The sequence below is a fragment of the Leucobacter edaphi genome, from assembly GCF_016522535.1.
In the GTDB taxonomy this organism is placed as follows: Bacteria; Actinomycetota; Actinomycetes; order Actinomycetales; family Microbacteriaceae; genus Leucobacter; species Leucobacter edaphi.
The window spans coordinates 418108-432454 of the sequence record NZ_JAEHOI010000002.1 but is presented as its reverse complement, the minus strand read 5'-3'; the positions used below and the strand labels follow the sequence as shown (position 1 = coordinate 432454).

The 14347-nt window shown below is 69.9% G+C and carries 12 protein-coding genes; 3 read left to right on the top strand and 9 right to left on the bottom strand.

Going from position 1 to position 14347, the window contains the following annotated elements; all coding sequences use genetic code 11:
• Window positions 1–2: 2 nt before the first annotated feature.
• From JD292_RS03335 to JD292_RS03325, 3 genes are all read right to left on the bottom strand, one after another.
• Window positions 3–995, bottom strand: a complete 993-nt coding sequence (locus tag JD292_RS03335; protein WP_200131300.1) for a DUF2705 family protein — start codon at window positions 993–995, stop codon at window positions 3–5.
• 28 nt (window positions 996–1023) lie between these two features.
• A complete protein-coding gene (locus JD292_RS03330; protein ID WP_200131299.1) occupies window positions 1024–1947 on the bottom strand; it encodes an ABC transporter ATP-binding protein in 924 nt (307 codons plus the stop codon).
• 154 nt (window positions 1948–2101) lie between these two features.
• Entirely contained in the window at window positions 2102–4288 is a 2187-nt protein-coding gene (locus tag JD292_RS03325) for an ATP-dependent DNA helicase RecG (RefSeq protein ID WP_200131298.1), read from the bottom strand.
• A gap of 51 nt (window positions 4289–4339) precedes the next feature.
• Here JD292_RS03325 and JD292_RS03320 point away from each other — a divergent pair, with 51 nt between their 5' ends.
• A complete protein-coding gene (locus tag JD292_RS03320; RefSeq protein WP_200131297.1) occupies window positions 4340–4954 on the top strand; it encodes an RsmD family RNA methyltransferase in 615 nt (204 codons plus the stop codon).
• A 200-nt stretch (window positions 4955–5154) separates the two neighbouring features.
• On the opposite strand, the gene JD292_RS03315 is transcribed toward JD292_RS03320, so the two are convergent.
• Entirely contained in the window at window positions 5155–6621 is a 1467-nt protein-coding gene (locus JD292_RS03315; RefSeq protein ID WP_200131296.1) for an NAD-dependent succinate-semialdehyde dehydrogenase, read from the bottom strand.
• Window positions 6622–6657: 36 nt separating this feature from the next.
• Window positions 6658–7998 carry a 4-aminobutyrate--2-oxoglutarate transaminase gene (gene gabT / locus JD292_RS03310; RefSeq protein ID WP_200131295.1) on the bottom strand — a complete coding sequence of 447 codons (1341 nt, stop codon included), beginning with the start codon at window positions 7996–7998 and terminating at the stop codon, window positions 6658–6660.
• Window positions 7999–8161: 163 nt separating this feature from the next.
• On the opposite strand from gabT, the gene JD292_RS03305 reads away from it, so the two are divergent.
• The gene (locus tag JD292_RS03305; protein ID WP_369411124.1) at window positions 8162–9784 is read left to right on the top strand and encodes a PucR family transcriptional regulator; all 1623 of its coding nucleotides are present in this window, start codon (window positions 8162–8164) and stop codon (window positions 9782–9784) included.
• Here JD292_RS03305 and thiL read toward each other — a convergent pair.
• Entirely contained in the window at window positions 9757–10770 is a 1014-nt protein-coding gene (thiL, locus tag JD292_RS03300) for a thiamine-phosphate kinase (protein ID WP_200131294.1), read from the bottom strand. The two genes, JD292_RS03305 and thiL, sit on opposite strands and share 28 nt — an antisense overlap.
• 31 nt (window positions 10771–10801) lie before the next feature.
• Between thiL and JD292_RS03295 the strand changes: the two genes are divergently transcribed.
• The gene (locus JD292_RS03295) at window positions 10802–11293 is read left to right on the top strand and encodes a DUF3515 domain-containing protein (RefSeq protein WP_369411123.1); all 492 of its coding nucleotides are present in this window, start codon (window positions 10802–10804) and stop codon (window positions 11291–11293) included.
• Window positions 11294–11308: 15 nt separating this feature from the next.
• Here the strand turns inward: JD292_RS03295 and JD292_RS03290 are convergent, their stop codons facing one another.
• The 3 genes from JD292_RS03290 to JD292_RS03280 are packed head-to-tail and all read right to left on the bottom strand — an operon-like array spanning window position 11309 to window position 14324.
• Window positions 11309–12433, bottom strand: coding sequence for a D-alanine--D-alanine ligase family protein (locus JD292_RS03290; RefSeq protein WP_200131293.1), 1125 nt, complete (start codon window positions 12431–12433; stop codon window positions 11309–11311).
• Window positions 12430–13551 carry an NAD(P)H-dependent glycerol-3-phosphate dehydrogenase gene (locus tag JD292_RS03285; protein WP_200131292.1) on the bottom strand — a complete coding sequence of 374 codons (1122 nt, stop codon included), beginning with the start codon at window positions 13549–13551 and terminating at the stop codon, window positions 12430–12432. The genes JD292_RS03290 and JD292_RS03285 overlap by 4 nt, the downstream gene beginning before the upstream one ends.
• A complete protein-coding gene (locus tag JD292_RS03280; RefSeq protein ID WP_200131291.1) occupies window positions 13548–14324 on the bottom strand; it encodes a lysophospholipid acyltransferase family protein in 777 nt (258 codons plus the stop codon). Before JD292_RS03280 ends, JD292_RS03285 begins: the two co-directional genes overlap by 4 nt.
• Window positions 14325–14347: the final 23 nt, after the last annotated feature.

Below are 14347 nucleotides of genomic sequence, written 5' to 3'. Positions count from 1 at the left end.
GGCTACTTCGCGTCGCGGCGGCGGAACGAGAAGAAGGCAGGGACGAGCGCGACGGCCGTCCAGATCGCCATCGTGAGCGCGGCGATTCCGTAGCTCGGCACCGTCTCGCCGGAGAACCCGCTCGACAGCGAGCTACCGAGTGGCAGCGGCAGGTACTGCATCGCGGTCTCGATCCAGGCCCACCCGGTGATCATGAGGACCTGGAAACCGATCGGGAGCACAAAGATCAGGCCGACGATCGCCGAGATGCCACCGGCAGTGGAGCGCAGCAGCGCCGCGATCCCGAACGCGAGCAGCGCGATCAGCACCTGATACACCACCGTGCCCAGGATCCCGGAGAGCACCTCCCAGGTGAGGATCTGCGAGGCCGACGCCGGGAAGTAGATGACCGCGATCAGCAGACCGACCGCTGCAATGATGAACGCCACGACCGCCGCGATGGCCGAGAGCACGAGCGCCTTCGCAACGAAGACCTGGCCGCGACGCGGCGCGGCGGCGAGCGTGGAGAGGATCATGCCGCTCGAATACTCGCTCGTGACCGAGAACACCCCGAGGACGCCGAACACCATCGCGAGGAACGGCGCGGCGAACGTCGAGACGGTCAGCAGGTACATCTGCAGGACAGTCGGGGACGGGTCGGCGCCGCCCTGGGCCTGCACCATCTCGAGTCCGGCGAAGCCCATGAGACCGGCGAGGCCGATCCCCATTGCAAGCGTCAGGAGCAGGGTGATCTTCACGCTGCGCAACGACAGGAGCTTGATGCGCTCCGAGCGGAGGACGCCGCCGAAGCTGAGACTCGAGCCGGGGGCGGCCCCCTGGCGCGCGGGCCGTCCTCCGTGGCGTGCCGCGGTCGCCTCGGCGGGCGATCCCTGCTCGGCGATCGGGGCGTCCGGTGCCGCGTCGAGAAGGAGCGAGCCACCCTGGGGGCTCGCGTCCGGTCCGGGGACGCCGACGGGGCCGCTCGCGGGGTTCGTGGGGAGATTCTGATGCGTCATGATGCTGTGCCTCTCGTGCGTTTCCGGATCAGGCGGCTGCGCCGGCCGGGGCGTACTCGATCTCCTCGCGGCTGAGCGCGAGGTAGGCGTCCTCAAGGCTGGCTGCGACGGGGCGCAGCTCGTGGAGGACGATCCCCTCGGCGGCTGCGATGCCGCCGATCTCGGGAGCGGTAATTCCGTGTGCGGAGAACCCGCCGCCCTCGGCGGGCGCAAGGTCGACTCCCGACGGGAAGGCGGCGAGGAGCGCCGCGGCGAGACGGGCGTCGTCGGGGCTGCGGACGATCACGTGTGCGCCACCGGCTCCGGTGACGAACTCCGAGATCGAGGCGTCGGCAATCACCCTGCCGCGTCCGAGGACGATCACGTGGTCAGCGGTTTGCGCCATCTCGCTCATGAGGTGGCTCGACAGCAGCACCGTGCGCCCCTCGGAGGCGAGATGCCGGAGGAGCTGACGGACCCAGAGGACGCCATCGGGATCGAGGCCGTTGACCGGCTCGTCGAGGATGAGCGTCGCGGGATCGCCGAGGAGCGCGGCCGCGATTCCGAGCCGCTGGCCCATCCCGAGGGAAAAGCCGCCGACGCGCTTGTTCGCGACGGCGGTGAGACCCGCGAGCGCGAGGACCTCGTCGACGCGGCCGTCGCTGATGCGGTGGGTCGCCGCGAGTGCGCGGAGGTGGCTGCGAGCGGTGCGCCCGGGGTGGACGCCCTTCGCGTCGAGCAGCACGCCCACCTCGTGGACGGGCGCGGCGAGCTCGCCGTAGCGCGAGCCGTTGACCGTGACGGTGCCGGACGTGGGGCGGTCGAGGCCGACCATGAGGCGCATGCTCGTGGATTTGCCGGCGCCGTTCGGGCCGAGGAAGCCCGTGACGGTGCCGGGCCGGACGGTGAAGGTGGCGTCGTCGACGGCGCGCTTCGCACCGTACGACTTGGTGAGGCCGCGTGCTTCGATCATGGGTTCCTCCTCGTGTTCGGGGACCACCCGCGATGGGCGATGGTTTCACGCTACGTGGATGGAGGGCGCTGCCGCGTCGCCCCGGGGTGCCTGGCAGTGGTACCGCGGTACCGTTCGGAGCGCACGCCGGGCCAGAACCCACGCGGGGCGTCGCTCAGGACTTGGCGAGGTTGTCGATGTGTCCGGCCGCGCGCTCGCGCGCGAGCAGCTCGGCGAGCCCGGGGGCCGCCACGAGTTCGGGGTCGGCTTCGAGGAGGGCGCCTGCGACATCGCGGGCGTGCTGGATGAGTTCGCCGTGCTCGGCGACCCGGAGGAGTTTGAGCGTTGATCTGCCGCCGGACTGCGCGGTGCCGAGGATGTCCCCCTCGCGGCGGAGCTCGAGATCGACCTCGGCCAGCGCGAATCCGTCCGAGGTCGCGGCGATCGCGTCAATGCGTTCGCGGGCGACGCTGCCCGCCTCGGCGCGGGTCATGAGGAGGCAGAGGCCCGCGTGTTCGCCCCGGCCGACGCGGCCGCGCAGCTGGTGCAGCTGGGAGATGCCGAAGCGGTCGGCGTCGCGCACGATCATGGTTGACGCGTTCGGAACGTTGACGCCGACCTCGATCACGGTGGTGGCGACGAGCATCCCGATCTCTCCCGCCGCGAACTCTGTCATGATCCGGTCTTTTTCGGGACCAGGGAGCGCGCCGTGGAGGCCCTCGATGCGCGCGCCCGCGTACTCGGGGCGAGCCCGCAGCTCGGCGACCGTCTCGGCGACGTTCGCGATGGGTCGCTGCTCCCCCGCGGCATCTCCCGCGTCTCCCGGCTCCTCACCGGACGGCGTCTCGGCCTCACCGGGAGCGATTGCGGGGCAGACGACATAGATCTGGCGGCCCTTCACGAGCTCCTCGGCGGCCCGCTCCCAGACGCGCGCCGCGCGGCGCGGCATCTCGATCTCGGGGACCGCGAAGGTCTCGATGCCCTGGCGACCGGGCGGAAGCTCGCGGATCGTGGTCACCTCAAGGTCGCCGAAGGCGGTGAGCGCGACGGTGCGCGGGATCGGGGTGGCGGTCATGGCGAGCACGTGGGGCTGGGTGCCCTTGCGGCGCAGCGCCTCGCGCTGATCGACGCCGAAGCGGTGCTGCTCGTCGACGACGATGAAGCCGAGGTCGAAGAACGTGACGTTGTCGCTGATGAGAGCGTGGGTGCCGATCGCGATCCGGGAGGTGCCCGAGGCGAGGGCGAGCAGGGCGCGCTTGCGCTCCGCGGCAGGCATGCGGCCGGTGAGCAGCACGGGGTTCATCTCGGACGCGAGATCGGGGCCGAGGGCCTCAACGACCGAGCGGAAATGCTGGGCCGCGAGCACCTCGGTCGGGGCGAGGAGGGCGCTCTGCCCGCCGCTGCCAGCGACCTGCAGCATCGCGCGCAGCGCGACGAGCGTCTTACCGGAACCGACCTCACCCTGCAGCAGCCGGTGCATGGGGTGCGGCTGAGCCAGCTCCGCGGCGATGGCGGCGCCGGCAGCGCGCTGATCCCCCGTGAGCTCGAACGGCAACGCGGCATCAAAGCGGGCGAGCGGCGCAGACTCGATCGGCCGCGGGGTGCTCGGCTCCCCCGCCGCGCGCCGCCGCCGGTCCAGGAGGGCGAGCTGCAGCTCGAACGCCTCGCGGAACCGCAGGCTCTCCCGCGCTCCCCGCCAGTCGGCGTCCGTGCGCGGCCGGTGCACGAGCTCGAGCGCGCGGCCCAGTGGCATGATCCCCTCCGAGCGGAGGATCTCCGCGGGGATCGGATCGTCGACGGGTCCGAGCGCGTCGAGCGCGAGTTCGACGGTGCGCTGCACGGTCCAGCTCGGCACCTGCGCCGTCGCAGGGTAGATCGGCACGGGAGTCTCTGACCAGGCCTTCGCGGCCGCCTCGTCCAGCTGATCGGCACCGGGGGCGTCTTCCCGATTCTCGAACAGCTCGTACTCGGGGTGCTGGAGCTGCAGCTGGCCGCGATACTCGCTGACCTTGCCAGCGAAGATGCCGCGACGGCCCGCAACGAGATCCCGCGCGCGCCACGCCTGGTTGAAGAACGTGAGCGAGAGCGTGCCCGTGCCGTCCGTGATCCGAGCTTCGAGGAGGCTCCCCCGCCGCCGCTGCATCGTGCGCTCGCGCACGTCGAGTACCTGGGCCACGACCGTGATGTGCTCGCCGGGAGGCAAGCCGGCGAGCGGTGTGAGCTCTCCGCGCCGCGAGTAGCGCCGGGGAATGTGGTGCAGCAGCTCGCCGACGGTGGTGACTCCGAACGCTTTGGCAAGCGGTTTCGCGGTGCGCGCACCCACGACCCCGTCGAGCGGGGTCTCGAGGGTCGCGGTGGTCATACGACCAGGCTATCGGCGACCGCTGACACTGACGGGCGCTACGCTCGTTCCGTGACCAGAATCATCGCCGGGATCGCCGGTTCCCTCCGACTTTCCGTCCCGAAATCGGGCACGCGCCCGACGAGCGACCGGGTGCGCGAGGCCATCTTCTCGTCGCTCGAATCCTGGGACCTCATCGACGGGGCGCGCGTGCTCGACCTGTACGCGGGTTCGGGCGCGCTCGGGCTCGAGGCGGCGAGCCGCGGAGCGCGGCGCGTCGAGCTCGTGGAGAAGCACCCTGCTGCGGCGAAGATCGCGCAGGACAATGCCAGGATCGTGCTCGCGGCGTTCACCCGCGGCGCCAGCGGCGCACAGGCGCCCGCGATCTCGGCGCTCAAGCACTCCGTGCAGAGTTACCTCGACGAGCAGGCCGCCCGACCGGCGCCTCCCGAGTGGGATGTTGCGCTTCTCGACCCGCCCTACGATCTCGCCGACGACGAGCTCACGGCGAACCTCGCGGCGCTCGCTCCCCTGATCGCGCCGGACGGAGTCGTGCTCGTGGAGCGCAGCACCCGATCGGGAGAGCCGCGCTGGCCCGCGGCGCTCGTCCCGCTCCGCGACAAGCGTTACGGCGAGACGGCGCTGTGGTGGGCCGAGCGCGCCGACCGCGCCGCTGATCAGGACTAACCGGACGCCGGGACGCCGGGCCGCGAACCGCCTCACGAATGGGTGCCGCCCACAACGCGCAATCGTCGCGGGCCGCGACCCTGGGGTGCGACTCACGACGCCGAAGGGGCCGCCGACCCCGCGCCGAAAACGACGCCCCCCAACGCGAAAGGGGCGCCGGATCCCAGTGGATCCGGCGCCCCTTGGTGCTCACGCGGTGATTAGCGCGGGATGAGCGTGTACTTCGAGGACAGGAACTCGTGGATTCCCTCGAAGCCGCCCTCGCGGCCGATGCCCGACTGCTTCACGCCGCCGAACGGTGCAGCAGCGTTGGAGACGAGGCCGGTGTTGAGACCCATCATGCCGGTCTCGAGCTTCTCGATCATCCGCATGCCGCGCCCGATGTTCTCGGTGAACACGTAGCTGATCAGGCCGTACTCGGTGTTGTTGGCGATCTCGACGGCCTCCTCCTCGGTGGAGAAGCGGATGATCCCGAGCAGCGGCCCGAAGATCTCCTCGCGCATGATCGCAGCCTGGGGGCTGATGTGATCGATCACGGTCGGCTCGAAGAAGTGGCCGGGGCCGTCCACGGCGTCGCCGCCGGTGACGATCGTGCCGCCGGTCTCGACCGCGTCCGCAACGAGGCGGGCCGTGTTCGTGACGGCCTTCTCCTCGACGAGCGCGCCGATGTCGTAGCCCTCTTCCGCGCCGCGGCCGACGGTCATCTTCGAGACGCGCTCGCCGATGCGGCGGGCGAACTCGTCGGCGACCGACTCGTGCACAATGATGCGGTTGGCTGCGGTGCAGGCCTGGCCGATGTTGCGGAACTTCGCGAGCATCGCGCCCTCGACGGCCTTATCGAGATCGGCGTCCTCGAACACGAGGAACGGGGCGTTGCCGCCGAGCTCCATCGAGGTGCGGAGCACGTTCTGCGCCGCGGCCTCGAGCAGCTTGACGCCGACCGGCGTCGAGCCCGTGAAGCTGAGCTTACGCAGGCGCGGGTCCGAGAGCAGAGCGCTCGACTGGGCGCTCGACTTCGAGGTCGCGACGACGTTCACGACACCGGCGGGGAGGCCGGCCTCTTCGAGCAGCTGCGCGAAGAAGATGGTCGTGAGCGGGGTGAGCGCGGCCGGCTTGATGACGACCGTGCAACCGGCAGCAAGCGCGGGTGCGATCTTGCGGGTGGCCATCGCGAGCGGGAAGTTCCACGGGGTGATGAAGTAGCAGGGGCCGACCGGCATCTGCGAGACGATCATCGTGCCGGTGCCCTCGGGGTTCTGGCGGAAGTCGCCGGGAACCCGGACGGCCTCTTCCGAGAACCAGCGGAGGAACTCGCCGCCGTAGTTGACCTCGCCACGAGCCTCGGCGATGGGCTTGCCCATCTCCATGCTCATCAGGAGCGCGAAGTCTTCCTTGCGCTCCATGAGGAGGTCGAAGGCGCGGCGGAGGATGTTGGAGCGCTCGCGCGACGAGGTCGCAGCCCAGCTCTCCTGCGCGGCGACGGCCGCGTCGAGCGCGCGAACCGCGTCCTCGACCGTGGCGTCGGCGATCGACTTGATGACCTCGCCGGTGGCGGGATCGTGCACGTCGAGGGTTGCCCCCGACGTCGACGGCTCCCAGGTGCCGCCGATGCCGAGACCGTCCTTGACGCTGTCGAGCAGTGCCTGCTCGTTGGGCTTCAGTGCCATGTTCGTTCGTCCTTTCGGGATCGAATTACAACAGGATTAGGCGTTCGCCTTGAGGCCCTCGGCCACGACCGAGAGGCCGTCACGGAGGAGCTCGTCCGAGATGGACAGCGGCGGGAGGAAGCGGACCACGTTGCCGTAGGTGCCGCAGGTGAGGAGGATGACGCCGTTCTCGCCGGCGAACTTCGCGAGCGCGGAGGTCAGCGCGGGGTTCGGCTTGGTGCTGCCGGACTCGACGAGCTCGACGGCCTGCATGGCGCCGCGGCCGCGGATGTCGCCGATGCGGTCATCGGTCTTCTGCAGCTCGGTGAAGAACTCCGTGATGATCGCGCCGATTTCGCGGGCGCGCTCCGTGAGGTTCTCCTTCTCGTAGGTCTCGATCGTCGCGAGGGCCGCGGCGCAGGAGATCGGGCTGCCCGTGTAGGTGCCGCCCAGGCCGCCGGCGTGAGCCGAATCCATGATCTCGGCGCGGCCGGTCACGGCCGACAGCGGCAGGCCGCCGGCGATGCCCTTCGCGGTGGTGACGAGATCGGGGACGACGCCCTCGAAGTTTGCGGCGAACAGGTCACCGGTGCGGGCGAAGCCGGTCTGCACCTCGTCGAGGATGAACACGACGTTGTTCTTGGTCGACCACTCCTGCAGCGCGGGGAGGAAGCCCTCGGCCGGGGCGATGAAGCCGCCCTCGCCCTGGATCGGCTCGATGATGATCGCGGCGAGGTTGTTCGCACCGACCTGCTTCTCGATGGCCGAGATGGTGTTGGCGGCTGCCTCGGCGCCGGTCATGCCGTCGCGGTAGGGGTACGAGGTGGGAACGCGGTAGACCTCGGGGGCGAAGGGGCCGAAGCCATCCTTGTAAGGCATGTTCTTGGCGGTCATGCCCATGGTGAGGTTGGTGCGGCCGTGGTAGGCGTGGTCGAACACGACGACGGCGTTCTTCTTCGTGAAGTGACGCGCGATCTTGATGGCGTTCTCAACGGCCTCTGCGCCGGAGTTGAAGAGTGCGGAGCGCTTCTCGTGATCGCCGGGGGTCACGGCGTTGAGCTTCTCGGCGACCTCGACGTAGCCCTCGTAGGGGGTCACGGTGAAGCAGGTGTGGGTGAACTGCTGGACCTGGTTGGTCACGGCCTCGACGACGGCGGGTGCCGCGTTGCCGACACCGGTCACGGCGATGCCGGAGCCGAGATCGACGAGCGAGTTGCCGTCGGCGTCGACCATGACGCCACCACCGGCCGCAACAATCGAGACGGGGAGGGCGACGCCGACACCGGCGGCGACGGCGGCGTTCTTACGGGCGAGGAGCTCCTGCGACTTCGGGCCGGGGATGCTGGTGACGAGCTTGCGCTCCTGCGGGAGCGAGGGTCCGCCGATGACATCGACCATGAGGTGTTCTCCATTCACTGGATCGGGCGGGGCCGCACGAAGTACCGGGCCCCAGGATTGGTTCGTGATCAGCGTACTCCTGGCGATGCGGGGCCGAGCGTGCCACAATGGCTTAGTTGGCAAGCATCTTTCGCCATACTGGCAGAACCGAACGGGGGCCGAAGTGAACGCGCAGCGCGCCGCACCGAGCGAGACCCAGGAAACACAACTTGACCAGGGATTCCAGCCCGGAGGAACCAGTTCTCCCACGATTCCCCTCGGCGAACTGCTGCATCAGTATCAGCTGGGACTCGTGACGATCGCCGGCAACTCCGCCGACGCCGGCGACCGCCCGGTGCAGTGGGTCCACGCGAGCGAGCTCAACGACCCGACGCCGTTCCTCACCCCGCGCACCGTTCTCCTCACCACCGGCGCCCGTTTCGATGATTCCCCCGATCAGGCCGACGCCGACGACTTCGTAGCCCGGCTCATCGACGCCGGCGTCACCGCCCTCGGGGTCGGCATCGGTCTGCACTGGGACCGCGTTCCCATGCGCTTCGTCTCGGCCTGCGACAGGCTCGGGCTGCCACTCTTCCGCGTGCCGTACGACACGGCGTTCATCGAGATCGTGCAGACGGCTGCCCGGCTGATCGACGCTGAGGAGCGCGCACGGGACCTCTGGTCGCTCGAGGCGCAGCGCGCGGTCTCCAACGCGGCCCTCCACCGCGACGGCCTCGGTGCCGTCGTGAGCGAGGCCGCCTCCAGGCTCGGCCGCTGGGTCTGCATCACGGATCGCAGCGGGCGCATCGTCGAGAGCGCGGGACTCGACCCGTCCGCGACGGAGTGGCTGCGTCGCGAAGCGCGACGGCTCGTCTCGCGCGGCGCCAGCGCGGCCCGCATTGAGGACGATCGCGGCGCGGGTGCGCGGCTCCAGACCCTCGGGCGCCAGCGCAGCGTGCTCGGTGTCCTCGCGATCTCGGACGACGGCACCCCGGACAGCGCCGACCGGGCGCTCCTCGGTCTCGTCTCCGCGCTCGCCACGATCCAGCTCGAGCACCGCGCCGGGATCGACACGGCCCAGGCCGCGCTGCGCACGGGCATCGTCAGACTGCTCGTCGAGGGAGAGACCCGGCTCGCCGGCCGCCTCGCCGCGAGCACCCTGGTCCGGCTCCCCGATGGACCGATCGTCGCGGCGCGCTACGCCGATTCCGACACGAGTGAGGCCTTCGAGCAGGATCTCCGCTCCCTCGACGCCGGAAGCGCCGGGCTCTTCGCCGCAACGCTCGAGGGGACGCCGCTGCTCATCGCGGAGGCCCGCCACCTCCCGGCGATCAGGCGGCTCTTCGGCGCGCACGGCGTGCCCGGCGGCGTGTCCGAGCGCGGTCGGCTGGCCGAGCTCGATGCCCTGATCCAGCAGGCGGAGCGCGCCTACGAGCACGCGAGCGCGCATGATGGCTCGGCACTGGTCGCGTACGTCCCGACGCTGCACGACGGGGTGCTCAGCATCCTCGACGCCAGCCAGGAGGCCCATCGCCGGGCGGCGATGCTGCTCGCCCCGATCAGGCAGCATGATCAGCGGCACGGCGATCGCATCGAGGAGGCACTGCGCGTGTGGCTCACCCATCACGGGCAGACGAGTCCCGCTGCGAGCGAGCTCGGAATCCATCGGCACACGCTCAAAGCGAGGGTGCAGACGGGCGCCACCCTGCTGCAGTCGGACTTCGACAACCCGGACACGCGCGCGGAACTGTGGACCGCGCTCAGGCTCTCCGCCCCGGATCAGCTCCCCGGCCAGCGCACGGTGTAGGGGTCCCAGCCGCTCGGCTCCAGAGGGGCCCCGTCGAGACGGAGCCGTGTCGCCTCGGACGCACCCGATTCTGCGACCCTCCCGATCACCCGGAAGCCCGCCGGCAGGGCCGCCCCGGCCGGGAACGCCGCGAGCAGCCCGTGGTCCTCTCCCCCGGTGAGCATCGCCGAGACGGGAACGTGCACGCCTCGCTGCTCGGAGAATCCTTCGGCGAGCAGGGAGGAGTCCAGCTCGATCGACACTCCGCTCGCCTCGGCCATTCTGGCGGCGTCGATCGACAGCGAATCGGAGACGTCCATCATGGCGCTCGCGCCCGCAATCGACGCGGCGACCCCGAGCCGGACCGGGGATTCCGGCGCGAGCTGCGCGGCGAGCGGCACCCCGAACTCGGCGTGCAACGCGTCGACCGCCCCGGCGAGCGCACGACCGTCCTCGTCGGCCGCCCGCTCGAAGAGGAGGGACAGCCCGAGTCCTGCGAGCCCCAGGTCGCCGGCGTAAGCGAGCAGCTCGCCCGGTCTGGCGCCGGTCCGCAACACGGGCTCGCGCCCCTCGAGATCGCCCAGGGCCGTGACCGCCGCCATCACGACGGGCGCGGTCCCGAGGTCTCCGCCGACCACGCCGCACCCCGGCGCGAGCGCGCGGCAGGCAGCGTCGAGGCCTGAGGCGATCGCCTCGAGGAACGCGACGGGAGTATCACGCGGCACCGCGAGCGAGACGGTGAGCGCGGTCGGGCGCGCGCCCATCGCCGCGACGTCCGAGAGATTGGTCGCTGCGAGTTTCCACCCGAGATCGCGGCCGTCGTGCCAGGCGGTCCGGAAGTCCGGCCCCTCGATCATCGTGTCGCTCGTCACCACGGTGTCGCCGGCCGAGCGCAGCACAGCGCAGTCGTCTCCCGGCCCGACCAGGGCGTTCTCCGCGTGCCCGAGGCGCGCGAGCACGCGCGCCAGAACGCCGCTCTCGCCGAGCTCGCCGACAGTCATGATCATTCGTCCAAACTACCCGAGCTAGGCTGGAGGGGTGAGTCGCAACGGGTTCAGGCGTGCCGCCGCCATCATCGCAGTGTCAACGCTCGCCGGGCTGCTCGCCGGCTGCGCGGGAGAAGTCCCGATGAAGCCAGCAGTTGACGCCGAGAACCCCGATTGCGCGAACGTGGTCGTCCGCCTGCCCAAGACCGTTGGCGGGCTCGAGAAGCGCACCACCAACGCGCAGTCCACCGGCGCGTGGGGCGATCCCGCCGCGGTGCTGCTCTACTGCGGGATCGAGCCGAGCGGCCCGACGACAGACTCCTGCGTGAACGTGAACGGCGTCGACTGGATCATCGACGAGTCGAAGGCGCCGCTGTACCGGTTCGAGGCCTATGGCCGTTCCCCCGGGCTCGAGGTCGTCGTCGACTCGCGGAAGTCGAGCGGCACCGAGGCCGTCGTCGACCTCAGCGCCGTGGCGAAGGAACTCCCCCAGACCCGCAAGTGCACGTCCCTGTCCGACACCTTCGACATCACGAAGGAGTAGGAAGGGCGCGTTCGCTCAGTAGGCGGGGCGCTTCTCGACGGCGAGCTCGATCAGCTCGGTGATCAGCTCGGAATAGCCCATTCCCGATTCCTCCCAGAGTCGGGGGTACATCGAGATCGGGGTGAAGCCCGGCAGCGTGTTGATCTCGTTGAGCACGGGGCCCTCCGCCGTGAGGAAGAAGTCGATGCGCGAGTGACCGGCGCACTGAGTGACCTCGAACGCGCGCACTGCCGCATCGCGGATCTCGGTGAACTCGGCCTCGGTGACGTCTGCCGGCAGGGCCAGTTCGACGCCCGCTGCGCCCAGGTACTTCGCCTCGAAGTCGTAGAAATCTCGGCCGGTGAACACGATCTCCCCGATCACGGAGCTCGTACGCGGGGCGGACTCGCCGCGGCCCTCGAGCACGGCGATCTCGACCTCGCGCCCCGTCACTCCGGACTCGACGAGCACGGTGCGGTCCTCGGCGAAGGCGATCTCCAGCGCCGCGGGGATGCCTGCTGGCTCCGTCACCCGGGTGACGCCGACGCTGGAACCCGCGCGGGCCGGCTTCACGAACAGCGGGTAGCTGAGGCCCTCGTCGACGCGTGAGGCGAGCGAGGGATCCCGCTCGAGCTGGGACTGGGTGATCGTGCGCCAGGGAGCCACCCGAATACCGGCGTCGGCGAGCACCGTCTTCACCACGTGCTTGTCCATGCACAGCGCGGAACCGAGCACGCCGCTGCCCACGTACGGCAGGTTCACGAGGTCGAGCATGCCTTGGATCGTGCCGTCCTCGCCGTAGGGACCGTGCAGCATCGGCAGCACGGCGTCCACCTCGCCGAGCGAGCGCATCGATCCGTCGGCCTCGATCACCGAGATCTCCCGGGTCGCGGTCGAGGCGGGCCACAGCACGCGCGTACCGTTCGCCGCGACCTGCGGCAGGTTCCCCGCCTCGAGCTGGTAATCGGCGAGATCGGACTCGGACATGAGCACCGTGGCACCGTCCGGCGTTATGCCGACGAGGATCACGTCGAATCGCTCGCGGTCGATCGCGTTGAGCACACCAGCCGCGGTGACGCAGCTGATCCCGTGCTCGCTCGAGCGTCCGCCGAACAGGATCACGACCGTGCGCTTGGCGTCCTCCACTGCAGTCCCGTTCACGAATTGCTTCCCTTCATCCAGTCCAGCATTCGGCGCCAGCGGCCCGGCTTCCCTCCGCCGAGACTGAGCTCGGCGCGCGGTACATCGTCCTCGGTGGCGAGGTGCGGGCCGAGGTTTTTCGGGGCCATCCGGCCGCTGAGCACCATTTCGACCTGTTCGACGATCGGCATCACGATACCGCGCTCGCGTGCGAGCTCGAGCACGGGGGCGACCGAGGTGATGCCCTCTGCGACCTGCTGCATCTGCTCCTTGGTCTCTTCCTGCGTGTACCCCTGGCCGATGAGGCGGCCAGCGGTATTGTTCCGCGAGAGCGGCGACTGGCAGGTGGCGATGAGATCGCCGAGCCCGGCGAGGCCCGACAGCGTCACCGGGTCGGCGCCGGAAGCGACCGCGAACTCGGTCATCTCGGCGAGCCCTCGGGTGATGATCGCGGCCTTCGTATTCTCGCCGTACCCCACGCCGTCGACAATGCCGATCGCCAATGCGATCAGGTTCTTCAGCACGCCACCAAGCTCGGTGCCCGTGACATCGGTGTTGACGTAGGTGCGGAAGTAGGGTGCAGAGGCCGCGGTTGCGATCTCCTGCGCCACCGAGAGCTCGGCGCACGACGCGACCGCACCGGTGGGCTGCTCCTTGGCGATCTCGAGCGCGATGTTCGGCCCGGAGACCACGCCGATCCGCTCGGGATCGAGGTCGAGCGTGTCGGCGATGACCTCGGACATCCGCATCGTCGTGGTCTTCTCGACGCCCTTTACGAGGCTCACGAGCACACTGCGGCGATCCAGGAACGGTTCGATGTCGAGGAGGTTCTGTCGCAGCGTCTGGCTCGGCACCGCGAGGAACACGAGGCGAGCGCCCCGGAGCGCGGTCTGCAGATCGCTCGTCGCCTTCAGCCGCTTCGGCAGGTTGATCCCCGGAAGATACTGGCTATTCCGGCGTCCGACCTGGATTTCCTTGGCAACCTCCGGGCGCCGGGCCCAGAGGGTCACGTCGCAGCCAGCGTCGCTCAGGATCTTCGCGAAGGTGGTCCCCCAGCTGCCCGCGCCGATGACGGCGACCTTGCGGCCCCGGTTGCGCGAGGTATTTGCGGTGACCACGGGAATCTGTCCGGTGCTCAAAAACGTCCCGTCTCGCTCTGCTGATGCTTGCTCGGATCCCAGCGCTCGGCGGGGGCCGGTTCGCCCCGTAGTTCTGCGAGGAGCGCGGTGATCGCGTCCATGAGCAAGTTGGTTGCCTCGCTGACCGTCTTCTGGTCGATGGTGCGACCGGTGAAGCGTGAGAGATCGAGGGGTTCACCCACCGACACGCGGATCGTCTTCCGCGGGAACGGGTGGATCTTCTTGCCGTAGCGCGGCATGAGCTCCTGCGTACCCCAGTGCGCCACGGGGATCAGGGGAATCCCTGAGACGAGCGCCAGCCGGACCGCGCCGCTCTTGCCGCGCATGGGCCACAGATCGGGGTCGCGGGTCAGCGTGCCCTCGGGATACACGATGACGCCGGCCTCGGCCGCGATGAGCGATTCGGCAGCACCGATGGGGTTCCCGCCGCGAGCGCTCGACCGGGCGGCTCCCTCCCGCTCGACCGGGATCTGGCCCGAGCGCCTCAGCAGCGTGCCGAGCACGGGCACCTTGAACAGGCTGGCCTTCGCCATGAAGCGGGGCAAACGGCCCAGGTGCCAGACGGCGGCGCCCATCGCGATCGGGTCGATCTCGCTGTAGTGGTTCGGGGCGAGGATGAACGGCCCCGACTCCGGCAGCTTCGACTGGGGAGTGAAGCGGTACCGGACCATCGCCGACCACAGGGGCAGAATCAAGCTTGCAAGCACCCAGAACACCGACGGTCGACGCTTCTCCGCCGACGACCGGCTCCGGAACTTCACCGTGTCAACCATGTCTCACATTATCCCGAAACAGG